Raw genomic sequence first — 24,435 nt, forward strand, 5'->3', positions numbered from 1 at the left:
ATGCTGAAAATTGGAATTGTTGCCAATGAACCATCGGGCGATATCTTGGGCGCCGGGGTGATTCAGGCGATCAAGAAACGCTATCCGGATGCCTGCTTCGAGGGTGTCGGTGGACCGTTGATGACGGAGCAGGGGTGCAACAGCCTTTTTGCGATGGAACGGTTGTCCGTTATGGGATTGGTCGAAGTGCTCAAACACCTCCCCGAGCTGTTATCGATCCGCAAACAGTTGCGGAACCATTTTCTGCAGTCGCCGCCGGATGTGTTTATCGGTATCGATGCGCCCGACTTCAACCTAGGGTTGGAGACGGCATTGAAAAAGGCGGGCATCCCTACTGTGCATTATGTCAGTCCCACGGTTTGGGCCTGGCGTCCCGGTCGGGTGAAGAAGATCCGGGCTGCGGTTGATCTGATGCTCAGTATTTTTCCCTTTGAGGCGGAATTCCTGGAAAAACACCGGATCCCGGTGCGCTATGTCGGTCATCCGCTGGCGGATGAGATCCCCCTGGAAAATGACCGGTCGGCAGCACGTGCAGCACTGAATGTGACCGACAAGCCTCATGTGGTGGCCCTGCTACCCGGTAGCCGAATGGGCGAAATTGAGTCATTGGCAGCGATCTTCATTCAGGCTGCTGTACGGCTGACCGCGCGGTATCCGGATGTGCATTTCCTGGTTCCACTGATCAACCGCCGTACCCGAACGGCATTCGAAGCCATACTGAATCGAGAGGCACCAGACCTGTCCGTCTCCTTGATTGATGGGCAGTCGCGGAGGGCGATGATCGCGGCGGATGCGGTATTGACTGCATCGGGCACGGCGACGCTGGAAGCGATGTTGCTGAAGCGGGCAATGGTGGTGGCTTATCGCCTCAATGCGTTGACCTATTGGATCGTCAACCGCTTTAAATTGGTCAAGATTCCTTATGTGTCCATGGCCAACCTGCTGGCGGGTGAAGCGTTGGCTCCTGAATTTATCCAGGATGCGGCGACCCCAGAAGCCTTGGCACAGGCATTGAGCGAACTACTGGAATCACCGGAGCGGGTTGGTCATATCCAGCAGCGCTACCGGGAGTTGCATGAAGCTTTACAGCAAGATTCCAGCCGTCAAGCCGCGGATGCGGTACTTTCCCTGATTGAAAAAACTGAGGTGTAGGAACAATGTCTGAGGTGATTTTGGTAGCCGGGGTGGATGAGGTTGGTCGAGGGCCTTTGGCCGGGCCGGTTGTCGCGGCGGCCGTCATCCTGCATCCGGATCGCCCGATTTCCGGGTTGGCAGATTCGAAAAAACTGACCGAAAAACGGCGTGAGCATTTGGCGCAGGAGATTAAGGAGAAAGCCTTGTGCTGGGCGTTGGGACGAGCGGAAGTGGAAGAGATCGACCAGCTTAATATCCTGCATGCCAGCCTGCTGGCAATGAAAAGAGCGGTGGCGTCCCTGTCCACGCAGCCGGTACATGCCTTAATCGATGGCAACCGTTGTCCGGATCTTCCTTGCAGCGCCGAGGCGATCGTCGGTGGAGATGCCAGTGAGCCGGCGATCAGTGCGGCATCCATTCTGGCAAAGGTGGCGAGGGATTGGGAGATGATGCAGTTGGATGAGCGGTATCCGGGCTACGGGCTGGCTAAACATAAGGGTTACCCGACCAAACTCCATGTCGAGGCGTTATCGGAGATCGGTGTCAGCCCCATCCACCGTCGCTCGTTCGGCCCAGTGAAAAAGCTTCTGGCGGGGGCTGAAGTTTCTAATACAGCGAGTGAACGCGAATAAAGGTTTAGGTAAATCTGTTGCTCTCTGAATCGGGTGGCAGTCATCTCGTGTTGCGTCATCTAGGTGATAAAGGTTCCTCGTTCCCACTCTCCGCGTGGGAACGCATACCCTGCCCGGCGGCGCCTTTGCTCTCTTGTCGGTTCCCGTTTTGTGTATGAGATCTGAGCTGTTCCACGGACAGGACATTTCGGACCGGGTATGATCGCAATCTGAAATTCCGACAGCGACTGGGGTACAATATCGCCACTATGAAAAATTGGCAGGAGATACAATTTTCACGGCCGCCAGCCGCGGTTGCCGAGGGATGTGCCGCATGAATCCGGCCTTCGTCCATCTGCGTGTCCACTCCGAATACTCCCTGGTCGATGGACTGGTACGGATCAAGCCATTGGTCGCACGGGTGGCCGAGCTCGGCATGCCGGCCGTGGCGGTGACTGATCAGTCCAACCTGTTCTCGCTGGTTAAATTTTATAAAGCTGCCATCGCCGCCGGGGTGAAGCCGATCAGCGGGGTGGATGTCTGGATTCGTGATCCGGAAGACCCCAATAACCCGTTCCGTCTGTTGTTGCTGGTACAGAATCCCCAGGGCTACCGCAATCTCACCTGCCTGGTTTCACGTAGCTACCGGGAGGGCCAGCATCTGGGGAAGGCGATGCTGGAGGGCAGTTGGTTTACCCGAGAGAGCTGTGAGGGATTGATTGCGCTGTCTGGTGGACGTGCCGGCGATATTGGTCGAGCCCTGTTGGCCGGGAACCCCGGCGAGGCGGATCGGCGTCTGCGCCGCTGGCTAGAGTTGTTCGCGGACCGTTTTTATCTGGAACTGCACCGTACCGGCCGGGAGGGTGAGGAGCGCTGTCTCCACGCCAGCGTTGAGCTGGCTAGCCGGATGGATGTGCCGGTGGTAGCCACCAACGATGTGCGCTTTCTTACTCCGGACGATTTCGAAGCCCATGAGGTCCGGGTCTGCATCCATGAAGGGCGCACCCTGGACGATTCGCGTAGGCCAAAACATTACAGCCAGGAACAGTATCTGCGCACGCCGGAAGAGATGGGGGCGCTGTTCGCCGATATCCCGGAAGCGCTCGAGAACAGCGTGGAGATTGCGCGCCGATGCAATATCGAGCTGACCCTGGGGGAAAATTTCCTGCCCGATTTTCCCATCCCTGAGGGGATGACCATCGAGGAGTACTTTTCCAAAGAATCGATCCGCGGTCTGGAGCAGCGCCTGGAGATCATCCTGGAGCGCGACGACCCCGAGTACGCGAGCAAGCGCAAGGTCTACGATGATCGTCTCCAGGTCGAGCTGGACGTCATTAACCAGATGGGTTTCCCTGGTTACTTCCTGATCGTGGCCGACTTCATCCAGTGGGCCAAGGATAACGGCATCCCGGTGGGGCCGGGACGTGGTTCCGGTGCCGGCTCCATCGTCGCCTATGCCCTGAAGATCACAGACCTCGATCCCATTGAGCACGAGCTGCTGTTCGAACGTTTCCTCAATCCAGAGCGTGTCTCCATGCCCGACTTCGATGTGGACTTCTGCATGGACAACCGGGACAAGGTGATCGATTACGTGGCGCGCAAGTATGGCCGCGATTCGGTCTCCCAGATCATTACCTACGGTTCCATGGCAGCCAAGGCGGTGGTTCGGGATGTGGGGCGTGTCCTCGGTCATCCCTACGGCTTTACCGACCGCATCGCCAAGATGATTCCGTTCGAGATCGGCATGACGCTCAAGAAAGCGTTGGAGGAGAGCGAGGATCTGGCGGCTGCCTTCAGGGATGAGGAGGAGGTGACCCAGCTGATCGAAATGGCCAGGAAGCTGGAGGGTGTGGCGCGCAACGCCGGTAAGCATGCTGGTGGCGTGGTGATTGCGCCGGGCCTGTTGACCGATTTTACACCACTCTACTGTGAACCGGGGGGTGCCAACCTGGTAACCCAGTTCGACAAGGACGATGTGGAGCAGGTCGGTCTGGTAAAGTTCGACTTCCTCGGCCTGCGTACCCTCACTATCGTCGATTGGGCACTGAAGACGGTCAACCGCAAGCGCCGGGAACAGGGTCAGGAAGCGGTGGATATCAGCTTGATCCCCATGGATGACGAAGCCGCCTTCTCGCTGTTGAAGAAGTGTGAAACCACGGCCGTGTTCCAGCTCGAATCCCGCGGCATGAAGGAGCTGATCAAAAAGCTGCAGCCGGATTGTTTCGACGATATCACGGCGCTGGTGGCCCTGTTTCGCCCCGGTCCGCTGCAGTCGGGCATGGTGGATGACTTCATCGCCCGCAAGCACGGGCGTCAGGAGGTAGTCTACCCGCATCCGGACCTGGAACCGATTCTGCGCTCCACCTACGGGGTGATCCTGTACCAGGAGCAGGTGATGCAGATCGCCCAGGTGCTGGCCGGCTACTCCCTGGGCGGCGCCGACCTGCTGCGCCGCGCCATGGGCAAGAAGAAGCCGGAGGAGATGAAGAAGCAGGGCGAGATCTTCCGTACCGGTGCTGTGGCCCGGGGCGTGGACGAAGAGGTCGCGACCTACATCTTCGATCTGATGGAGAAGTTTGCCGGTTACGGTTTCAACAAGTCCCACTCCGCCGCCTATGCCCTGGTTTCTTACCAGACCATGTGGCTCAAGGCTCACTATCCCTCGGCATTCATGGCGGCGGTGCTGTCGGCGGATATGGATACGACCGACAAGGTGGTAACCCTGATCGAAGAGTGCCGCAGCATGAACCTGGTGGTCAATCCACCTCATGTCAATCACTCTGAGTACATGTTCACCGTCGGCGGCGACAGTGAAGTGATCTACGGACTGGGGGCGATCAAGGGGGTGGGCGAGTCGGCCATCGAAAGTATTATCGAGGCACGGCAATCAGGGGGACGGTTCAAGGATATCTTTGAATTTTGTCGCCGCATCGATCAGCGCAAAGTCAATCGGCGGGTGCTGGAGTCACTGCTGCGGGCCGGCGCCCTGGATGAGTTGGGGGCCAATCGGGCCAGCCTGATGAACCAGTTGCCACTGGCGCTGAAGATGGCTGAGCAGCACCACGCCAGCTTGGCGGCGGGGCAGGAGGATCTGTTCGGTATGGCTGATCCCCAGCCGCAGACGGCCGAAGATTGGCAGATGATTCCCGATGATTGCGAGGAGTGGGAGGACGAGATCCGCCTGCAGGGAGAGAAGGAGACCCTGGGACTTTACCTGACCGGTCATCCTATCGATCGCTACGTGCCGGAGATGAGTGGACTGGGTGTCACCCGTATCGGCAATCTCTCTTTGGACGGGGGAGGTGATGGAGGCGGCGCTTACCAGAAACGTTCCAGACAGCGGGTCATGGTGGCCGGGTTGGCGCTATCGGTGAGCCATCGTCAGACCCAACGCGGACGCATGGGTACCCTGGTGTTGGATGACCGGAGTGGCAGGATCGAGATTACCCTGTTCTCCGATGCGTATGAAGCGTTCAAGGACTTGCTGGTCAGTGATCGGATACTGTTGGTGGCGGGTAATCTCAACTATGACGAGTACCGAGGCGGGTTGAGTATTCGGGTCGATCAGGTGATGGAGTTCCAGCAGGCCAGGGAGTTGAACGCCAGCGCCTTGAGATTGAGTTGGGATCATCGCCTGTTGTCTCAGAGGCAGACCACGCCGGGCGATTTTGCCAAAGAGTTGCAGACGGTGCTGGCGCCTTATCAAGGGGGAGCTTGTGATCTGCAGCTCTGTTATCGAGGTAGTGGCGTGGCGGGCTCATTGCGTTGCAGTGAAGCTTGGCGGGTACACCCGGCCGACGAATTGTTGCGGCAGCTTTCCAGACTGTTAGGCATGGAATCGGTGCAGGTGATTTACTCAAGGGGGCGGGTGGCTGAACAGCAGGACGTTGGCTTGCCGGCGTGATCCATAATCACCCATCCTACGGACTTATGCGGCACTACAAACGGTTGCCGAACATAGCAGGCTACGGCCCGATGATCTGTTATATCCAAACCTAATCCGGTATATTTCGCCCATGGACATGAACTTTCTTGAATTTGAACAACCCATTGCCGAGCTTGAGGCGAAGATTGAAGAGTTGCGCCTGGTCGGTAATGACAATGAGATCAACATCCAGGACGAAATTACCCGTCTGGAGACCAAGAGCCGCTCCCTGACCGAGTCGCTCTATCAGAATCTGAAGCCGTGGCAGGTCGCCCAGGTGGCGCGGCATCCGTTGCGCCCCTATATGCTCAATTATATTGAGTATATTTTTGACGACTTTCATGAGATGCACGGTGACCGGGCCTTTGCCGATGATCACGCCATTGTCGGTGGCGTAGCCCGTCTGGATGGACGTTCGGTTATGTTGATCGGCCAGCAGAAGGGACGGGACACCAAAGAGAAATTATTCCGTAATTTCGGTATGCCGCGGCCGGAAGGTTATCGTAAGGCGTTGCGCCTGATGGAGACCGCCGAACGTTTCAAGTTGCCCATCCTGACTTTTATCGATACCCCCGGTGCTTATCCCGGTATCGGTGCGGAAGAGCGGGGCCAGAGCGAGGCGATCGCCAAGAACCTGCTGGTGATGGCAGGGCTCAAGACACCTATCGTCTGTACTGTGATGGGGGAAGGGGGCTCCGGTGGAGCGTTGGCGATCGGTGTCGGTGATCGGGTGATGATGTTGGAATACAGTACCTATTCGGTCATTTCACCGGAGGGGTGTGCCTCGATTCTCTGGAAGAGTGCCGACAAGGCACCGCTGGCGGCAGAGGCGATGGCGATCACCTCGGATCGGCTGAAAGAGCTGAATCTGATCGATACCATTATTCCGGAACCGCCCGGCGGCGCCCATCGCGATCCGGAAGCGGCCGCGGGCAATCTCAAACAAGCCCTGCTGGATTCACTCCATCAGTTGGATCAAAAGCCGATGGATCAACTACTCGAAGAGCGTTATCAGCGACTGATGAGTTATGGCGATTTCCAGAGTTGATCTCTCGCCGGTTATGTCGCTCCCTACGATCCATTAAAAGTAGGTAGGGTGGGCACGTTTTTGTGCCCACGCGATCTCTGCGTTGTTAAATGAAATGACATGTAGGGGGTGGCGTCAAATGGGGTCAAGGCTGTTGAATCGAAGCCGGCTTATTGAAGCCATTTGACTCCGACCCCTCTGTACAGAATACGTCATGCCATTCACCCCCGAATCTCTGCTGAGTACGCTATCAAGATGGCCTAGGCCGACTGGCATCCTGCTTGGCTTTAGTGGTGGCATGGATTCTCACGTGCTGCTGCACGCCCTGGCACAGTTGGCCGGGCGCCTGCCGGCTCCGATAAGAGCGATTCATGTTGATCATGGCCTGCAGGCGCAATCGGCTACCTGGTCCAGGCATTGTGAATCAGTCTGCGAGCAGTTGGCTATTCCGGTTGAGGTATTTGCACTGCAGCTCAAACCCGTCAAAGGAGAGAGCCTGGAAGCCGTAGCACGCGAGGCGCGCTACAAGTTATTGTCCCGTGAACTCAAGCCGGATGAAATGTTGCTCACGGCCCATCATCAGGATGACCAGGCTGAAACCCTGCTGCTGCAACTGTTGCGGGGGGCCGGATTGAGTGGTTTAGCGTCTATGCCGGCGTTGACTCGCTTCGCCCAAGGCCAACATGCCAGACCCTTGCTAGATACCACCCGTGACGCGCTGAAGCGCTATGCGACAGCAGCTGGGTTGCAGTGGATTGAAGATGATAGCAATCAAGACCTTTCTTTTGATCGGAATTACCTGAGGCATCAGGTGGTGCCGTTACTTAAGGTACGTTGGCCGGCTATGGCGCGCACCTTGTCCCGCAGCGCACGTCACTGTGCCGAGGCGGACCGGTTGATCGAAACCCTGTTGTCGCCAATATTCGATAGCGCTTACGATCCGGCGACGGGTACCGTCTCCGCATCGGTACTGAACGGTTTGCCTAGCGAGCAGAGGTCCGCGCTGTTGCGGCTCTGGATCAGGCGACACGGCTTCGCCAGTCCGGGCTCGACCGTGTTGGCGCGTCTTTCCACCGAAGTCTTGGATGCAAGACTGGACGCCACGTCGTTGGTAAGTTGGCCCGGGGCGGAGGTGAGGCGCTATCGGGATCGACTCTATCTGATGCCGCCTTTGCCGCCTTTCGATGCTTCGCAAACGATTAGTTGGAACGGCGAATCCGAACTGCCGCTACCGGGATCGGGAAGGCTCTGCTTCCAACAACCCGAAGGGGCGACACCAGCTAGTCCGGAATCCGGACGTTATCGAGTTGTATTCCGTCGTGGCGGCGAAGGGTGTCGGCCGTTGGGGCGAGGTATACGCAAACAGGTCAAACAGTTGATGCAGGAGGCAGCAGTTTTACCCTGGATGCGCGAGCGGGTTCCAATATTCATGATTGACGGTGAGGTGGCCGAGATTGCCGGAATCTGCCGCTGCGAACCGGTCTTACAGGATCCACTCCTCAAGCAGCTGAAAATCACCTGGGAAGCTACGATGCCCTGGCGCCAACCGCCCCAACTTAATAATTTGGATTAAATTTCATTAAAAAAGCTAAAGTTTTTGACAGCTTGGGCGACATTTCTCTGCAGCAGTGTTAACAGTTCGTTCTAATTTGGACGGCTGATGAGTAATAACAAAAATATTTGAATACGATAATTTGGAGCGGATGATGAAAAGACAGGCGGGTTTTACACTCATTGAGTTGGTGGTGGTGATACTGATCCTCAGTGTGCTGGCGGCTACCGCACTGCCGCGGTTTATGGATGTGCAGCAGGATGCCCATGTGGCGGCGGTCAAAGGCACAGGTGGCGGATTGGGCTCGGCCATCTCCCTGGCGCACGCTCAGTGGGTGGCAAAGGGAAATACTGGTGCGGTCGCCAATTTGGTCGGTTTCGGAGATGATACAGTTGATTTCAATGCCAACGGCTGGCCTGTGGCTACAGGGGGTTATACTGGTAACACTCCGAACAATGCGCGATGCATCCAGATATGGAACGCGATTATGCAAAATCCACCTCCGGTAGGGACGGGTACAGCCAATGTGGATTATCAGGTCAGCGTGTCGGGGAGTTCCTGTGTCTACACTTACCTTCCTGCCGGCAATATGAGCATTACCTATAATACCAGCAACGGTGCTGTCACGGTTGACTCGGTATTCTAGTAGCAGTAAATGTGTGCCGGGGTCAGACTTGACTCCGGCACCTTGTATCGAGAATTGGATACGATGCCACCTACTACTGCAAAACCAGGCAAACGGGCGCCAAGTGAGTGCCCGTTTTACGTTGCGGATGGCATGACAGCACTACCAATCCAAACCGCCCAAAGGGGCTTCACCCTCATCGAATTGGTAGTGGTATTGCTGTTGGTGGGTGTATTGATGGCGGTGGGGATGCCACGCTTTTTCAATCAACTCACCTTCCTGGAGTGGGGGTTCAGCGATGAACTGGGTGAGGCACTGCGCTTCGGACAAAAGTTGGCGGTGGCGACCGGTTGCGATACCCAGGTTACCATTACCGCTGGTGGCTACCAGCTCAACCAGCGGGTCAATTGCCGCAGCGGCGCATTTACCTTGCCGGTTCAACTGCCCGGGAGTGATGGCACCGGCTACCAGGGTGCGGCGCCGGGTGGGGTCACCCTCGCTGCCACGACGCTCTATTTCGATACCCTGGGACGACCACGCGACAGCAGCAGCGGAAATTTGCTGACGGCATCAACCAGTGTCACTGTCGGCAGCCGAAGTCTCACCGTCGAACCGCAGACCGGGTATGTGCATTGAACAGGCAGACAGCATATCGACAGCGCGGCGTCACCCTGATCGAACTGGTGGTCTCGATCGTGATCCTCTCCGTGGCGGCTGCCGGGATATTGATGGTGATGACCCAGACCATTCTCTCCAGTGCCGATCCGATGATTCGGGAACAGGCGACCGCTGTTGCCCAGTCCTATATGGAAGAGATTCTTACCCAGCCACTGACCGATCCCAGCGGGGGTGAGGTAAACGGACCGGAGAGCGGGGAGACCCGGGCCAACTATGATGACGTATGGGATTACAACGGACTCAATAACAGTAGCGGTGCCCTGGACCAGAACGGTGCGACCGTGGCCGGACTGGAAGGTTACAACGTTATTGTCTCCGTCTCATCCACCACGCTGGGACCGGGTGCGGGTAGTCCTGCCCTGCGCATAGCCGTTACCGTGACGCACGATGGCCTGGCCGGAATCAACGTTCCGGTCGTGGCGTACAGGTTGAATTGATATGGGCGTCGTATTGACAATTGGGCCGTCACAACGAGGCTTCACCCTGATCGAGTTAGTGGTGGTGATCGTGATCAGTGGTGTGATTGCCGTGGTTGCCTCCCAGCTCATACAACGTCCGGTGGAAATGTACCAATCCCAGGCCAGTCGTGCCCGGTTGGTGGATCGGGCCGATACCGCCCTGGTACGGATGACCCGGGAGCTACGGGACGCCTTGCCCAACAGTGTTCGAATCGGCTGCTCCGGTCGCTGTTTGGAGTTTTTGCATGTGGTGACGGGAGGGCTCTACCGGGCGGCGCCGGTGGGGGACCCGTTAGCACTGAGTTTTAATCCGGCTGATGCCGATAGCCGGTTTGAAGTGCTCGGACTGTTGCTTGACAGTGGGTCGATTCAGCTTGGTGGCAGTGTTGATGCGTGTCGCAACATGACCGCCTCTTGTCTGGTGATCTACAACACCGGGCTGTTGGGGAGTGACGCCTATAATCTGGACAATGCCGCCGCCATCAGCGCGCTCAATAGCGGTGCACCGATTACGCTGGATTTTATCAACAACGGTTTTGGCGGCGGACAAACCGCTTTTCCTGCCGCATCGCCGGATCAACGATTCTATATAGTGGATACGCCCGTCACTTACCTGTGCGATCCTGCCGGCGGCACGATTCGTCGTTACCAGGGCTACAGCCTCCAGTCCTCACAGGATGCCGTGGACAGCCATGCTGAATTGCTGGCCCAAAACAATCCGGCGGAATATGCGCTATTGGTGGATCAGGTCACCGCCTGCGACTTCACTTACAATGCGGGAACCCCCAGCCGCAATGCCTTGGTGACCCTGGAGATGACCATGCAGGAGCGCGGTGAATCCATTCACTTGCTGCAACAGGCCCATTTGGTGAACATGCCATGAACCGACCGGAGAGAACAGGTGACAACCTGTCGGGCCAACGGGGATTCTCCTTGATCAGCACCCTGTTTATGCTGGTGGTGCTGGCGGCGTTGGGCGGTTATATGGTGCGGTTGAACGTATCGCAACAGACCACTACCACTTTATCGCTGCAATCGGTTCGTGTTTGGTATGCCGCTTCCAGCGGACTGGAGTGGGCGGTGTATCAGATTAATAGCAGCCACAGCTGTCCCGCTGTACCCAGCAGCTTCACCGCCGAGGGGTTTACCATCACGCTGTCCGCTTGCACCGCTTACCCGGTGACTGAAGGAGCAGCGAGTTACTCCTTATACGATGTCCAGGTCAATGCCAGCCGCGGCAGTTTCGGCTCACCCGATTATGTGTCGCGCCGGCTGCGTGCCACGGTTACCGGGAGCTGACGGATGGCGCGGACGTTAAGACAAGTGTGGTTCGTGACCGGGGCGTTGGGGTGCCTGTTGCTCATACTGGCGGTTGCCCCCGTTCAGGCAGCCACCCTGAAGCTGGTGCAAAGCGGTACTTTATCCAGCAGCAGTGCCACGACACACGTCGTCAATATCACTGCGGTTGATACGAGTAAATCGTTTCTGATATTTCAGACCCGCCATAACTCCAATCGCCCCGGTGGCTCCGCCGCCGCCGGTCGGGTCGCTTCCGCCACCACGCTGGAGTTTCTCACCACCCGCAGCGATCCGATCGATATCCAGTGGTATCTGGTGGAGTTTTCATCGGGCGTCAAGGTACAGCGGGGAGAGGTGTATCAGGACAGTGCGATAGTTGATATACCGATTAGCCAATTGGCCGCGCTGGACCAGGCCTTTGTCACCTGGTCCAAGGCTATTAACGGTTCTCACAGCACCTGGGGGACCGATGATCCGGTTTTCATGCAGTTGACGGCAACCAATAATCTGCAGTTACGCAGCAGCGCCTCCACCAGCAACCACCGTATTTGGTGGCAGGTGATCGAATATACCAACGCCGCCGATATTCAGGTGCAGCGTGGCACCACCTCTATCGCCTCAAACAGAGATGATCAGAGCGTTGCCATCAGTCCGGTCGATCTAACAAAAAGCATTCTGCTGGCCGGGAACCGGATCGCCGGTGACGCCAACCAGATCAATCGCCACACCCTGAGTGCCGAATTCAGTGACAGCGCCACACTGCTGTTTTCCCGTCATCGTGAGGGGGGCAATGTGGCCATACCGGAGATCGGTTGGCAGGTGGTTGAGTTCCTGGACGGGACACTGGTGCAGTCGGGGGTCACCAAGGTTAGTAAAAACAGTTTGACCAAGGCGGAAACGCTGTCGCCGGTTAATCCCGACAGAACGATTGCCCTGGGTTCTGCACAGCCGGCGGGCGGACAGAATATGGGCAATACCAAGTACAAGAATGATGATATTCCCGGTGTAACCGCCTTTACCTTGGGACTGACCGCCAGCACGCTGACATTACAACGCAACAGCGATCTTCATGAAGCGACCCTGGGTTGGTTTGTTGTGGAGTTCCCGGCACCCAAGTTGGCTGAATGGCGCATGGATGAGACCAGTTGGGGGACGGTGCAGGATGCGACGGGTAACGGTTATGACGGCACGGCGCTCAACGGTGCCGTCACCGCCGGCAGTGATCCGGCCATTCCTGGCAGTCCCGGCACCTGTCGTTACGGCACCTTCGATGGCAACAATGACTATATTGACTTGGCCGGTCTGCCCAATCTGACGGAGAGTTTCACCATCACCGCCTGGATCAAGGCAGATGAGGTGGGTAAGGATCAGCGGATTTTTGCCGATGATCAGAGCAACAGCGGTGGTTTCGCCCTCAGTCTGGGAGACGGAGGGGACGGAAAGTTGCGTTTCTTTTCGCGACAGGTGAATCCGATCAGTGTCGATACGCAAAGCGCGGTCATTTCGGCAGGGACTTGGCACCATGTGGCGGCTGTGCACGACGTGAAGGCCAAGACCCGGACCATTTATGTCGATGGGGTCGCCGTCATGCTCAATACCGGTAGCACCAGTTCAGTCTATACCGGCACCTGGGGCAGCGACCCGGGTGCCGCCAGCCTGGCGGGTGAAAATAGTGCGGCGGGTGGGGAAGCGGTAGCCAACTGGCGTTTCAACGGCAGTCTCGACGAGGTGCGGGTCTACACGGCGGCGCTCAGTCAGAGCCAGATTCAGGTGATCAAAGATGAAACCCGTCCCTGTGCCGCGAGCTCGGCACTATTGGTCGGCGAGTGGCGCCTGGATGAACCTCGCTGGGATGGGACACCGGGGGAAGTGTTGGACAGCAGTGGCCAGGGGAATCATGGTACGGCTGTGGCCGATGCCGGTATCCAGGACCCCGGTAAACTCTGTCGCGCCGGCGCCTTTGATGGGGCGGGCGACCATATCCGGATCAACAACCTATCCAATTATCTCAATGATAGCGCCAGTCTCGCTTTCTGGATCAAGACCACCCAAACCGGCCACAATACGGCGTGGCAGGCGCCAGGTATTAGCGGGGTGGAACAGAATGGTGGGACGGATGATATCTTCTGGGGTTGGCTCGATGCCTCAGGACACATCGGTATCTCTGTCGGAAACGATAGCAGCACCAAATCAACGACTGCCATCAATAACGGCGCGTGGCGCCACGTGGTCTTGACCCGGGATGCCAGTCTCGGTGCCTATAAAATCTATATCGACGGTGTACTTAACCAATCGGGAGCAATCGCTACCGGTATCATCGGTAACGGTTACACCAGTATCGGACGTATCGAAAATACCGCTGGCTCTTCCACCTACTTTAACGGTCAGCTTGATGAAGTGATGGTATTCGATGGCGTGTTGAGTGATGCGGAGGTATTGGTCGGGCATGCTAATCAGTCGGCGGGTAAAAACTGGGACGGTAGTGAGCGCTCGTGCCCTTCGACCGACGCTTTCGGCTTCAACTGCGTTGAGGGCGGAGCGGATGCGTTGAGTGGACGGCTCAATACCAAATTGGTGGGGCAGCCGTTCACGATCGAAGTGGCTGCACTGAAGGATGGCGACAATGATGGAACCGCAGATGCGGTGGAGGCCGATTTTGCCAAGGACGCCGATCGTACGGTTACGGTTGAGTTGATCGATACTTCGGGGTCTGCCGTCTGTAGCGCCTATCCGGCACTGTCTCCTGCGGTTGAGCAAAGCCTGCTGTTCTCTTCCGCCGATGCGGGCAGGAAAGCCGCTGCCGCCTTCACCGTTAACCACGCCTATCGTTCACTGGGTTGCCGGGTTACCGACAGTACCGGTGCGACTCCACGGGTAGGGTGTTCGACCGATCAGTTCGCTGTCCGCCCTCAGACCCTGGTGCTGACGGCGCCGCTTCTGAACAATGGCGGCAGCAGCGGTGATCCCAAGGCGGTGGCCGGTAGCAACTTTACCCTGGAGGTGGGTAGCGACAGCGGTTATGACGGTACGCCTTTGATCGATAGCGGAAAACTTGAACCTCACGCCGGGGCGGTCGCGACCGGAATTTTGGTGGGTAGTTTCAGCGCCGCTTCACCTGTGACGGGCACGGCCAGTGGCGACACCTTCAGCTACAGCGAAGTGGGAAATTTCCATCTGTTGGCACAAGGTGTTTACGACAACAGCTTTACCGCGGTTGATCAACCCGGTGATTGTACCGACGATTTTTCCAACACCTCGGTTGGCGGCAAGGTGGGGTGCAAGTTCGGCAATCTCGCCACATCCGATTGGGTTGGACGCTTTATACCGGCCGACTTCACTTTTACCATCACCGACCAAGGGGCGCTGCTCAACAGTTGTGTCGGAGGCGGTTTCAGCTATGCGGGAACGCCGATCGGTTATGCTGCAGCACAATCGCCGGCCGCTACCATCACGGCACGAAACAGCAGCGGTATCACCACGCAAAATTATACCGGGGTATTCAATAAGCTGCCGTTATCAGGCATCAATATACCGAATATCACAAGCGACGGTACCCAACTGGGTGCGGATGGTATCACGCGGGTCGGTCTCACCTGGAGCGTGGGTTTACCGGCGCTGATCGATAACGGAGACGGTACCTTGGGGTTCAGGCTGTCCGGTGACAGCTTCACCTATGGTCGTACCAGCAACGACCGGGTGGCACCCTTCACCAGCGATGTACAGCTGATGGTGCAGGGCATAACGGACGATGACGGCGTCAACGCTACCGGACTACCCCAGCGTTTCACGCCGACTGGGGTGGAGCTACGTTACGGACGTATGGCAATGCAAAATGCCCAGGGATCGGAGCTGTTGCCGCTGCGGGTGCCGCTTCAGGTGGAATACTATGCCGGAGCCGCCAGCGGCTTTGTGGTCAATGGCGCCGATACCTGCACCGCCGGGGTGACATTGACACTGTCAGAACCGGTGGGACAGGTGGTGATCGCCGGGGGCAGTCGAAATACCGCTATTTATGCGTCGGCTACGGATGCGGGCGCCTACTCCGCCAGTGATCTGAGTGATCTGTCCCTGTTATTGGTGCAGCCGCCGCTGGCGGGTGACTTCAATCTGAACCTGCAAGCGCCGGGGCAGGGAAATACCGGTAGCGCCCGGGTTGAAGTGGATGCGCCTTCATGGCTGGAATATACATGGAGTGGCACAGCGATGGAGGATCCCTCTGCCAAGGCCACCTTCGGCGTGTTCAGTCGGCCTGGTGGACTGATCTACCAGCGGGAAACCTATTAGCTTCCCACTTGCCTGCCGATCCGACGTCTCATCCGCGAATGGCCGAAAGACCGCCCTCCAGGACGTAGACATCGAAGCCTTGCTGGCTGAGTAGAAAAGCGCAGGTGGCGCTACGCTGTCCCGAGTCGCAATAAACGATATATTGCTTGCTCTTATCCAGGTCGGGGATGGCGGCCCGCAGTTGGTTTTGCGGGATGTTCAGGCTTCCGCGGAGGCCGTTATGTTCGAATTCCCGACGGAACCGGACGTCAATGCGTATCGCTCCGTCGGTGGTCATCTTCACCAGGGTCGGGTAGTCGATCCACTGCAGCAGAGGCGCTTCCAGTAGCTGCAGGAAGTCGATCTTGGCGAGACGCATCAGTTTGCCGTGACTCAACATCGAAACATTGGCATTGCGCACTGAATCGGTGATCAACGCCTCTTCGCCAAAACTGCTGCACGGTCCCAGTTCGGCAAGCACCACTTCGCCGGTGTCGGATGGCAGGGTAACCCGACAACGGCCCTGTTTGATCACATAGTAATAGTCGCCGGGATCACCGGCCTTGACGATCAAATCACCGGCGCGGGCTTCCACCTCTTCCATGCGTGAGAACAGGTCCTGGATGTTGGTGGCCGGCAGGCGAGTGAAGGCGGTTGTCTGCATCATCGACATCATCCATTCACTCTGCTCGGCATTGGGACCCTGATCAACCTTTGGGCCGTTGTTGATAGCGAATTCCGGCGAGAAGTGTCCCCAGGCCAGCAGCCGTTCCAGCAGTGCGGCATCGAAACGGACCACGGTGGCGGAGGGTGACACTACGACACCGCGATAATGCCGCGGTTTGCGACTGGCCAGTGCATGCAGTCCCCGATCGGATCCGGCTGATACCAGAATCTCTTCGCCTTCCGGGGAGGTGAGGCAGATCTCTCCTGACATCAAGAAAATGGTGTCCGGATCATTGTCGCCAATGTTGAATATCTGCTCGCCGGTCAGGTAGCGTTCGACCTGTGCCTGTTCTGCCAGGTAGAGCAGGTTGTCTTCGTAGAGGGCGTTTACCGGAATCAGGGTGCGAAATTTATTAAGATCCAGATCCATATTCTATCCAGAGAACAGCAACAAAGATGGGGTTTACACTACGAGAATAGTTCCCTCGGGGCAAGAAGAATGATCGCAACTGAATCGTGTGGACGGTTTCCGTAGATACCCATTCTGGTGTAATATTCGCCCTCCGTTTCGTTCGAGGTAAACCATGCAGGATCTCAATCCCATCACTAATAAAATCAGTGAATTACGAGGGCGCTCCGAGTCCCTTAGGGGGTATCTTTGACTATGATACCAAGCAAGAGCGCCTGACCGAGGTCTTGCGCGAGCTGGAAGATCCCGCCATCTGGAACGATCCGGAGTATGCCCAGTCACTCGGCAAGGAGCGCGCCACACTCGAAGCGATCGTCATAACCCTGGATAGTTTGTTTGGTGGATTGAATGATGCCGCTGACCTGCTGGAGATGGCGGTGGAAGAGGGCGATGACGAGACCGTGGACTCGGTGGTCAGCGACCTCGAAAGGTATGAGCAACAGGTATCCGAGCTGGAGTTCCGGCGCATGTTCTCCGGAGAGATGGATGCCGCCAACGCCTTTATGGATATACAGGCCGGTTCCGGTGGCACCGAAGCGCAGGATTGGGCGGAGATGCTGCTGCGCATGTATCTGCGCTGGGGAGAGCACCGGGGATTCAAGACCGAGCTGATGGAGGTTTCTCCCGGTGAGGTGGCCGGCATCAAATCGGCGACGATACGATTTGAAGGCGAGTTTGCCTTTGGCTGGTTACGGACCGAGATCGGGGTACATCGATTGGTGCGCAAATCGCCATTTGACTCCGGAAATCGCCGTCACACCTCCTTTGCCGCGGTATTTGTCGCGCCGGAGATAGATGATTCGATCGAGATCGACATCAACCCCGCCGATTTGCGCATCGATGTTTATCGGGCGAGCGGTGCGGGTGGGCAGCACGTGAACCGAACCGAGTCGGCGGTGCGTATCACCCATAATCCGACCGGTATCGTGGTGCAGTGCCAGAATGACCGTTCGCAGCATAAGAACAAGGATCAGGCCATGAAGCAGCTCAAGGCCAAGTTGTATGAGCTGGAGATTCAAAAGCGCAATGCCGACCAGCAGGTGCTGGAGGAGAGCAAATCCGATATCGGCTGGGGTAGCCAGATCCGTTCCTACGTGCTGGACCAGTCCCGTATCAAGGATTTGCGCACCGGGATTGAAACCGGCAACACCCAGGCGGTGCTGGATGGTGGGCTGGATCTCTTCCTTGAGGCCAGTCTCAAAAGCGGCCTCTGATCGATTATCTTTTTACGCGTTTGGTCTGATGCTCCCGCAGCCTTCTCTGACGCAACAACCAACGAGTTTTAACCATGAGTGAACAGACCCAGGACGAAAACAAGCTGATCGCGCAGCGCCGTGAAAAGCTGACGCAGATCCGCGAGCGGGGCATTGCCTTTCCCAACGATTTCCGCCGCAATGTGGTGGCCGGTGAACTGCATGCTGAATACGGTGAGAAAAGCGCGGAAGAGCTGGAAACCCTGGCTGTACGGGTGCGGGTGGCTGGCCGCATGATGAGCCGCCGGGTGATGGGCAAGGCCAGCTTTTCCCATCTACAGGATATGTCGGGTCGAATTCAGCTGTTTATTCAACGTGACTCCCTGCCGGAGGGTTTCTACAACGATATCTACAAGAAAGAGTGGGACGTTGGTGACATCATCGGGGCCGAGGGCCAGCTGTTCAAGACCAAAACGGGGGAGCTCTCCGTCCGCTGCGATGAACTGTCACTGTTGACCAAATCTTTGCGTCCGCTGCCGGAAAAGTTTCACGGTTTGACCGACCAGGAGCAGCGTTATCGCCAGCGTTACCTGGACCTGATCATGAGCGAATCCTCCCGGGACACCTTCCGGTTACGCACCCGCATGATCCAGTACATCCGCGACTACCTGAACCGGAAGGATTTCATGGAGGTGGAAACCCCCATGATGCAGGCTATTCCAGGCGGTGCCACGGCACGCCCCTTCGTCACTCACCACAATGCCCTGGATATGCAACTGTTCCTGCGCATTGCACCGGAGCTCTACCTGAAGCGCCTGGTGGTGGGCGGCTTTGAACGGGTTTACGAGATCAATCGCAATTTCCGCAACGAGGGACTCTCAACCCGGCATAACCCGGAATTCACCATGCTCGAGTTCTATCAGGCGTATGCGGATTTCAACGATCTGATGGATCTGACAGAAGATATGCTGCGTGGTCTTGCCCAATCGATATTGGGTGATACGGTGATCAACTATCAGGGCGAGTCGTACGACTTCGGTCAACCCTTCGCCCGACTGTCGGTCAAGGAGTCGATCCTCCACTTCAATCCGCAGATCAGCACCGCACAGCTGGATGACTTGGAACAGGCGCGCAGCCTGGCCGAGTCACTCGGTATACCGCTTAAGGCCAGCTACGGTCTGGGCAAGGTACAGATTGAGATATTCGAGAAGACGGTGGAGCATCGGTTGATGAATCCGACTTTCATTACCGCCTATCCAACCGAGGTGTCGCCGCTGGCGCGTCGTAATGACGATGACCCCTTCGTCACCGATCGTTTCGAGTTTTTTGTCGGCGGGCGCGAGATCGCCAACGGTTTCTCCGAGTTGAATGATGCCGAGGACCAGGCCGAACGTTTCCGTATGCAAGTGGAAGAGAAAGAGGCGGGCGATGACGAAGCGATGCACTTTGATGCCGACTATGTGCGTGCCCTGGAGCACGGACTGCCACCTACCGCCGGCGAGGGGATCGGCATCGACCGGCTGGTGATGCTGTTCACCGATTCGCCGTCGATCAGGGATGTACTGCTGTTCCCGCACATGCGGGCGGAGTAAATCAGGATCTGGAGTTTAGAGTATTTTATTAACCGCGAAAAACGCGAACCACACGAAAAGACGGTTGGTGTTCCTGGATAAGCTACCAAGGTAATTGATATTTCGGAATACCATTGTGATCCTTGTAATATCCATGTTTTGTGGTTCTAGAGGACTTTTGGATAGATGACCGACAAAACCCAGGGAAGGGTACTGTATCCAGATGAGTGCTACGAGATACAGGGAGCTATATTTGATGTGTATCGGGAAATGGGTTGTGGGTTTCTGGAAGCAATCTATCAGGAGTGCCTGGAAAATGAGTTTGGAATCAGTGATGTTCCGTTTGAAGCACAAAAAGAACTTTTACTCTACTACAAGGGTAAACGGCTTACGCAAACCTATAAGCCGGATTTTATATGTTACGGAAAAATCGTCGTTGAATTGAAGGCGACGAAAGCCGTGGCGCCGTAACATAAAGCCCAACTACTGAATTATCTTAAATCATCTGGATTCACTGCTGTCCCATAAACTCCCTCTCCCTCAGGGAGAGGGTTGGGGTGAGGGATTGAATATAGATAACCGCTTGGTTTTATTACCCCTCATCCTGTCCTTCTCCCTGGGGGAGAAGGGACGCCTTAAGCGGACATGGACATGTCGTCAATAATCACGAAGTTAAAAAAGCTATATGATTACAACTGCTTGCATTCATGCATGACAATTTTTAATGGGACAGCAGTGATCTGGATTTAAACTTGGGTTGCTGGTCAATTTTGGTGGCTATCCCAAAGTTGAAATTATTCGTCTGGCAAACACCCATTTTCGCGATTTTCGTGCTTTTCGCGGTTAATGGCTTTCTGTATTTCGAAAGCTGGCGGATGGTTAAAGAAAAACCCCCTGCACCGATTCGATATCCTCGGCCACCCCTTCGATCTCGATCAACTCAACCTCCGGATCGAGCCCCACCTTCAGGAATGCGGGTACATTGATCCAGTTGGCCATGTCACCCACTTTGTCCGCCGGCAGCGCCTGGAGTCTGGCGACGATTACCACATCCACATAATCGGCTTGTGGTCCGCTGTCATAACTAAGATTCTGTGACTCGGCGGCCACTTTGATGAGGGTATCCGGAAAGCCCCATAACTCCAGAATCTGCGTGCCGATGGTGGGGGTCAACTCTTCAACCAGTTTATCCAGTTCCGCTTCGTTATCCATCAACTCGGGATAAGAGTCGGCCCAGGTAAGGATGGGGAGCGATCCGATATTGTGGATCAGGCCGGCAAGCATCGCCTGCTCCTTGTCCAGATGGGGCAGGTTCTGGCACAGCACGCGGCTGATGGCGGCGATCTCCACGCTCTGTTCCCACATGCTGCGCAGGCGTACATCCAGGGTGTCGGAAGTGGCCTGGAATATCTGTTTCATGGCCAGGCTGACCACCAGACTGCGCACCAGTTTGTAGCCCAGCCGGGTTACCGCCATCTGGATGCTTTCGATGGCGACTCGACCGCGATACAGAGGGCTGTTGGCAACCTGCAGCAGGCGCGCCGACAGGGCCGCATCGGTGGCGACCATATCTGCAATCTGATGCGCGGTGACATTCTCCTGTTCCACGGCATCCCGCACCTTCAAGGCTACTTCCGGAAGGGTGGGCAGAGTGATCTTGTTCTCTTTGATGGCGGTCTGGAGTGATTCGAGAAATTCAGCTTTGCCAATCATATCGGTCATTCAATCCCATTTTACGGGTGCTTTAAATGGCCTGCCGAAGTGTGCCTATCCGGACAGACCTGCGGAATCCAAAGTGCTGATGTTATCACTGTATCGGAACATAGCCAGGATACTTGAACCGGATATTGTTATCAGCGCTCATCAAAACCGTAGGGTAGAGAGCCCGGCTTCAGCTTTGGCCCATTGTCTCCCTGCAGGTGCAGATTATCCGCTTCAAAGTTCTTAATCTCTGTGACGATCAGCAGCTCATACCCGCCCTTAGGCGAGGGGCTGGCTTCCACCACTCGCCCCGCTCCCTGGCCGGACTCACTGCCGGGCGCAAAGAGTTCATCTCCCGGCATGGGTTGTGTATCGGTGTCCACCGAGGCGAGGTACATGCGCCGCTTCAATTTGCCGAGATATTTCATGCGCGCGACTACCTCTTGTCCGGTGTAGCAACCCTTGGTGAAGCTGACGCCATCGACCTGCTGCATATTGGTCATCTGTGGTACGAAGGCGTCGCTGGTCGCTTGATAGATGGTCGGTATACCGGCCCGGATATCCAGCAGCGACCAGTAATCCCTATTCGCCGGTTGGGCGGTTGTTGACAGCTCGCTCCAGAGCGTAGAGACCGTTTCCACTGCGCCAATGAGCTGGTAACGGGCAGGTACGCCGGGTAGGCGGATCAGGGTGATGGCATCATGCTGAACGACGGCACCTGGCTTCCCGGGGAGTGAGGAGAAATGTTTTTGCAGCAGTGCTTCAGCGCAGTCGCCGGCCAGGCCGATGGCGACAATTTCCTCACTGGCATCGGTTACCGTTGCTTTCGACATCAGCACAAACATCGGTAGCCGTTTCAGCACCGCTGCATGGGTCTCTTTTGGCATCTGCAGAAAATAATCGCCCTGGTGTTGGAAGATTCTGAAGTTGGCCAGCATGCGTCCCTTGGGAGAACAGTAGGCGCTTAACTGGCTCCAGCGGTCCGTTACTTCACGCGTATCGTTGGTGAACTGTCCCTGCAGAAAGCTTTGCGCATCTTCGCCCGATACCCGTATCAGTCCCAGATGTGAGAGATCGAATAGGGCGCAGGGAGGGAAGGGGGCTTCGCTGATGAAGCGGACTTCATTGTCCGACGAGACCTGTGCCGATTGGGATTCAAGAAAGCTTTTCCACTGGCTATTCATGTTGCTGGATCCTCGGGTACACCTGGTGATGGGGTTGCTTATCCGAAAACGGCCATTCTATAGCTGAACGGACCGTTGCCGAACCGGCCTTATTCGCCTGTTGACAGGCTGGTTCAGCGGCCGAATATCTATCCTGCCTGGCAGGATCTACGGCGTCAAAGGGTAACATACCGTCCGCACCGGGTCGCCACTCTGGCTATATGGATTTATACTCAGCGGCCGAGAGACTCAGATAGGACTCCCATGTCAGTTTTCAGAGCCGTAGCAGGCAGTTTGGCACTTTACAAAGCCCGTCCGGCACGGGTTACCCAGGTTAGCGACAAAATCGATATCGATCTGGGGGCCGGCAAGGGCAAGCGGGTCCGCCCCAAGGATATTTTGGTGCTGCATCCCGGTCCGTTGAATCGGCTTGAGGATCTGGTGGATCTGAGTGGCGAACTGACCGAGGCCTGGGAACTGTTGGCTGGTGAAGAGACCCATCTGGAAGAGCTTGCTTCCCTGATTTATGGCGATTTCAACCCGGCCAGCGCCTGGGCGACCTGGCGGCTGGTGGCGGAAGGCCTCTATTTTGAAGGGACTCCGGAGCAGATCGTCGTGCGTAGCTCGGAACAGGTGTCGGCCGACCGAGAAGCCAGGGCGGCCAAGGCCGCAGCAGAAGAGGCGTGGGCGGCGTTTATGGCACGGCTGGAGCGGGGGAGCATCGAGCCGCAAGACCGGGAGCAACTGGTGGAGGTGGAGAAGCTGGCGCTTGGGATGACCGAAAACAGCCGTATTCTGCAGCTACTGGGCCATCAGGAGTCACCGGTAAATGCCCATCGCATGTTGGTGAGTGTCGGGTATTGGCCGGACGACCACAATCCGTTTCCGCGTCGACAGCAGTTACCTTGCGAAGATCCGCAGTTGGATCTGCCCGATCTGCCGCAAGAGACCCGGGTGGACATGACGGGGTTGCCCGCTTATGCGATCGACGATGAGGGGAGTGAAGATCCGGATGATGCGATCTCTCTGGATGGGGATCGTCTCTGGGTCCATGTAGCGGATGTGGCGGCGCTGGTAAGCGCGGATTCGGCACTGGATCGGGAAGCGCGCAGTCGTGCCGCCAATCTCTATCTGCCGGAAAGGATTGTGCATATGCTGCCGCCTGACCTCACGCATCAGTTGGCCCTCGGTCTGCAGCCGGTCTCACCGGCGCTGTCGATCGGTATGCGGTTGGATGAAGCGGCCAGGATTACCGATATCGAGATCTGCAAGAGCCTGGTTCAAGTTAACCGTCTTACTTATGATGCTGTCGATAAACAGATGGATCGTGCCCCCTTTGCCGCGATCAAGGCACTGACGGACCGTTTTCAGGCGCGCCGTCTGGCAGATGGGGCGGCAAGCATCGACTTGCCGGAGGCCAGTGTGCGGGTGCGTGACGGCATCATTCACATCCGGCCGCTCAATCGCCTGGACAGTCGTGACATGGTGACCGAGGCGATGGTGATGGCCGGTGAGGCGATTGCCGGCTACGCCTTGGAACAGGGTATACCCGTACCCTTCGCCACCCAGCCTGCTCCCGATACGCTGGAATCACCGGTCGGTATGGCCGCGATGTATGCCTATCGTCGCAAAATGAAGCCCTCCCAGTCCCGGGCGCAGGAGGGGGCGCACGCCGGATTGGGACTCGTCCGCTATACCCGTACCACCAGTCCGCTGCGACGCTACCTGGACCTGGTGGTTCACCAGCAGCTTCGGGCTCATCTGGAGGGTCGGGAGACGCTGTCGCCACAGCAGATTAGTGAGCGCATTGCCGTCGTGGAACCGGTAAATGGGGCGATACGGCGTGCCGAGCGGCTATCCAATCAACATTGGAAACTGATCCACCTGAAACGGACCCCGAACTGGCAAGGTGAGGGGGTGGTGGTAGAGGTGGCGGAAAACAAGGTGACGCTGCTGATACCCGAGTTGGCGATGGAGACCAAACTGCGGCTACGCCAGGAGGTGGCGCTGGATTCGCACATCCGCATTGCCGTACGAGAGGTGGACGTGGCGGACCAGACCGTCTGGTTTCGGGCGCTGGGGTAGTCCGCCTGTCGCATT

18 protein-coding genes are annotated in these 24,435 nt (G+C 56.9%); 15 read left to right on the forward strand and 3 right to left on the reverse strand.

Annotated features, from left to right (window positions below):
* The 11 genes from lpxB to ACQY5R_RS10225 all read left to right on the forward strand — a co-directional run bounded on the left by lpxB (position 1) and on the right by ACQY5R_RS10225 (position 15,593).
* A complete protein-coding gene (gene lpxB / locus ACQY5R_RS10175) occupies positions 1-1,152 on the forward strand; it encodes a lipid-A-disaccharide synthase (protein ID WP_428607775.1) in 1,152 nt (383 codons plus the stop codon).
* A gap of 5 nt (positions 1,153-1,157) precedes the next feature.
* Positions 1,158-1,766 carry a ribonuclease HII gene (rnhB, locus tag ACQY5R_RS10180; RefSeq protein WP_428607777.1) on the forward strand — a complete coding sequence of 203 codons (609 nt, stop codon included), beginning with the start codon at positions 1,158-1,160 and terminating at the stop codon, positions 1,764-1,766.
* 313 nt (positions 1,767-2,079) lie between these two features.
* On the forward strand, positions 2,080-5,649 hold the full coding sequence (dnaE, locus tag ACQY5R_RS10185; protein WP_428607779.1) for a DNA polymerase III subunit alpha: 3,570 nt from the start codon (positions 2,080-2,082) through the stop codon (positions 5,647-5,649).
* A gap of 112 nt (positions 5,650-5,761) precedes the next feature.
* On the forward strand, positions 5,762-6,718 hold the full coding sequence (gene accA, locus ACQY5R_RS10190) for an acetyl-CoA carboxylase carboxyl transferase subunit alpha (protein ID WP_428607781.1): 957 nt from the start codon (positions 5,762-5,764) through the stop codon (positions 6,716-6,718).
* A 193-nt stretch (positions 6,719-6,911) separates the two neighbouring features.
* A complete protein-coding gene (gene tilS / locus ACQY5R_RS10195) occupies positions 6,912-8,270 on the forward strand; it encodes a tRNA lysidine(34) synthetase TilS (protein WP_428607783.1) in 1,359 nt (452 codons plus the stop codon).
* Between the two features lie 133 nt (positions 8,271-8,403).
* A complete protein-coding gene (locus tag ACQY5R_RS10200; RefSeq protein ID WP_428607784.1) occupies positions 8,404-8,895 on the forward strand; it encodes a type II secretion system protein in 492 nt (163 codons plus the stop codon).
* 132 nt (positions 8,896-9,027) lie between these two features.
* Positions 9,028-9,510 carry a prepilin-type N-terminal cleavage/methylation domain-containing protein gene (locus ACQY5R_RS10205; protein ID WP_428607786.1) on the forward strand — a complete coding sequence of 161 codons (483 nt, stop codon included), beginning with the start codon at positions 9,028-9,030 and terminating at the stop codon, positions 9,508-9,510.
* Positions 9,507-9,989 (forward strand): type IV pilus modification PilV family protein, encoded by a 483-nt coding sequence (locus tag ACQY5R_RS10210; protein WP_428607788.1) that lies wholly within the window; start codon positions 9,507-9,509, stop codon positions 9,987-9,989. Before ACQY5R_RS10205 ends, ACQY5R_RS10210 begins: the two co-directional genes overlap by 4 nt.
* Position 9,990: 1 nt before the next feature.
* Entirely contained in the window at positions 9,991-10,893 is a 903-nt protein-coding gene (locus ACQY5R_RS10215) for a prepilin-type N-terminal cleavage/methylation domain-containing protein (protein ID WP_428607790.1), read from the forward strand.
* Positions 10,890-11,309, forward strand: coding sequence for a hypothetical protein (locus ACQY5R_RS10220; protein ID WP_428607791.1), 420 nt, complete (start codon positions 10,890-10,892; stop codon positions 11,307-11,309). Before ACQY5R_RS10215 ends, ACQY5R_RS10220 begins: the two co-directional genes overlap by 4 nt.
* A gap of 3 nt (positions 11,310-11,312) precedes the next feature.
* Positions 11,313-15,593: a DUF6701 domain-containing protein gene (locus tag ACQY5R_RS10225; RefSeq protein WP_428607793.1), complete on the forward strand. Its 4,281-nt coding sequence runs from the start codon at positions 11,313-11,315 to the stop codon at positions 15,591-15,593.
* A gap of 28 nt (positions 15,594-15,621) precedes the next feature.
* Here the strand turns inward: ACQY5R_RS10225 and ACQY5R_RS10230 are convergent, their stop codons facing one another.
* Entirely contained in the window at positions 15,622-16,668 is a 1,047-nt protein-coding gene (locus ACQY5R_RS10230; protein ID WP_428607795.1) for a cyclic nucleotide-binding domain-containing protein, read from the reverse strand.
* 154 nt (positions 16,669-16,822) lie between these two features.
* Between ACQY5R_RS10230 and prfB the strand changes: the two genes are divergently transcribed.
* The 3 genes from prfB (at position 16,823) to ACQY5R_RS10245 (ending at position 19,942) form a co-directional block, all read left to right on the forward strand.
* Positions 16,823-17,921, forward strand: a protein-coding gene (prfB, locus tag ACQY5R_RS10235) for a peptide chain release factor 2 (RefSeq protein ID WP_428607797.1) whose coding sequence is annotated in 2 segments (ribosomal slippage) — positions 16,823-16,897 and positions 16,899-17,921 — 1,098 coding nt in all. Because the reading frame shifts where the segments join, the coding sequence is not laid out codon by codon here.
* 74 nt (positions 17,922-17,995) lie between these two features.
* Positions 17,996-19,492 carry a lysine--tRNA ligase gene (gene lysS / locus ACQY5R_RS10240; RefSeq protein ID WP_428607799.1) on the forward strand — a complete coding sequence of 499 codons (1,497 nt, stop codon included), beginning with the start codon at positions 17,996-17,998 and terminating at the stop codon, positions 19,490-19,492.
* 165 nt (positions 19,493-19,657) lie between these two features.
* A complete protein-coding gene (locus ACQY5R_RS10245) occupies positions 19,658-19,942 on the forward strand; it encodes a GxxExxY protein (RefSeq protein ID WP_428607802.1) in 285 nt (94 codons plus the stop codon).
* A 408-nt stretch (positions 19,943-20,350) separates the two neighbouring features.
* Here ACQY5R_RS10245 and ACQY5R_RS10250 read toward each other — a convergent pair whose 3' ends face one another.
* Together ACQY5R_RS10250 and ACQY5R_RS10255 are read right to left on the reverse strand one after the other, a co-directional pair.
* Positions 20,351-21,193, reverse strand: a complete 843-nt coding sequence (locus ACQY5R_RS10250; protein WP_428607805.1) for an HDOD domain-containing protein — start codon at positions 21,191-21,193, stop codon at positions 20,351-20,353.
* A 131-nt stretch (positions 21,194-21,324) separates the two neighbouring features.
* Positions 21,325-22,356, reverse strand: a complete 1,032-nt coding sequence (locus tag ACQY5R_RS10255; protein WP_428607807.1) for a YgfZ/GcvT domain-containing protein — start codon at positions 22,354-22,356, stop codon at positions 21,325-21,327.
* A gap of 243 nt (positions 22,357-22,599) precedes the next feature.
* Between ACQY5R_RS10255 and ACQY5R_RS10260 the strand changes: the two genes are divergently transcribed.
* Entirely contained in the window at positions 22,600-24,420 is a 1,821-nt protein-coding gene (locus ACQY5R_RS10260; RefSeq protein ID WP_428607809.1) for an RNB domain-containing ribonuclease, read from the forward strand.
* Positions 24,421-24,435: the final 15 nt, after the last annotated feature.

The organism is Sedimenticola sp. (assembly GCF_050289425.1).
Taxonomy (GTDB): Bacteria; Pseudomonadota; Gammaproteobacteria; order Chromatiales; family Chromatiaceae; genus Sedimenticola.

What these genes read in the sequence shown, in the direction of transcription:
- lpxB (WP_428607775.1), top strand. Translation starts at nt 1, where the DNA reads ATGCTGAAAATTGGAATTGTTGCCAATGAACCATCGGGCGATATCTTG.
- rnhB (WP_428607777.1), top strand. Translation starts at nt 1,158, where the DNA reads ATGTCTGAGGTGATTTTGGTAGCCGGGGTGGATGAGGTTGGTCGAGGG.
- dnaE (WP_428607779.1), top strand. Translation starts at nt 2,080, where the DNA reads ATGAATCCGGCCTTCGTCCATCTGCGTGTCCACTCCGAATACTCCCTG.
- accA (WP_428607781.1), top strand. Translation starts at nt 5,762, where the DNA reads ATGGACATGAACTTTCTTGAATTTGAACAACCCATTGCCGAGCTTGAG.
- tilS (WP_428607783.1), top strand. Translation starts at nt 6,912, where the DNA reads ATGCCATTCACCCCCGAATCTCTGCTGAGTACGCTATCAAGATGGCCT.
- ACQY5R_RS10200 (WP_428607784.1), top strand. Translation starts at nt 8,404, where the DNA reads ATGAAAAGACAGGCGGGTTTTACACTCATTGAGTTGGTGGTGGTGATA.
- ACQY5R_RS10205 (WP_428607786.1), top strand. Translation starts at nt 9,028, where the DNA reads ATGACAGCACTACCAATCCAAACCGCCCAAAGGGGCTTCACCCTCATC.
- ACQY5R_RS10215 (WP_428607790.1), top strand. Translation starts at nt 9,991, where the DNA reads ATGGGCGTCGTATTGACAATTGGGCCGTCACAACGAGGCTTCACCCTG.
- ACQY5R_RS10220 (WP_428607791.1), top strand. Translation starts at nt 10,890, where the DNA reads ATGAACCGACCGGAGAGAACAGGTGACAACCTGTCGGGCCAACGGGGA.
- ACQY5R_RS10225 (WP_428607793.1), top strand. Translation starts at nt 11,313, where the DNA reads ATGGCGCGGACGTTAAGACAAGTGTGGTTCGTGACCGGGGCGTTGGGG.
- ACQY5R_RS10230 (WP_428607795.1), bottom strand. Translation starts at nt 16,668, where the DNA reads ATGGATCTGGATCTTAATAAATTTCGCACCCTGATTCCGGTAAACGCC.
- lysS (WP_428607799.1), top strand. Translation starts at nt 17,996, where the DNA reads ATGAGTGAACAGACCCAGGACGAAAACAAGCTGATCGCGCAGCGCCGT.
- ACQY5R_RS10245 (WP_428607802.1), top strand. Translation starts at nt 19,658, where the DNA reads ATGACCGACAAAACCCAGGGAAGGGTACTGTATCCAGATGAGTGCTAC.
- ACQY5R_RS10250 (WP_428607805.1), bottom strand. Translation starts at nt 21,193, where the DNA reads ATGACCGATATGATTGGCAAAGCTGAATTTCTCGAATCACTCCAGACC.
- ACQY5R_RS10255 (WP_428607807.1), bottom strand. Translation starts at nt 22,356, where the DNA reads ATGAATAGCCAGTGGAAAAGCTTTCTTGAATCCCAATCGGCACAGGTC.
- ACQY5R_RS10260 (WP_428607809.1), top strand. Translation starts at nt 22,600, where the DNA reads ATGTCAGTTTTCAGAGCCGTAGCAGGCAGTTTGGCACTTTACAAAGCC.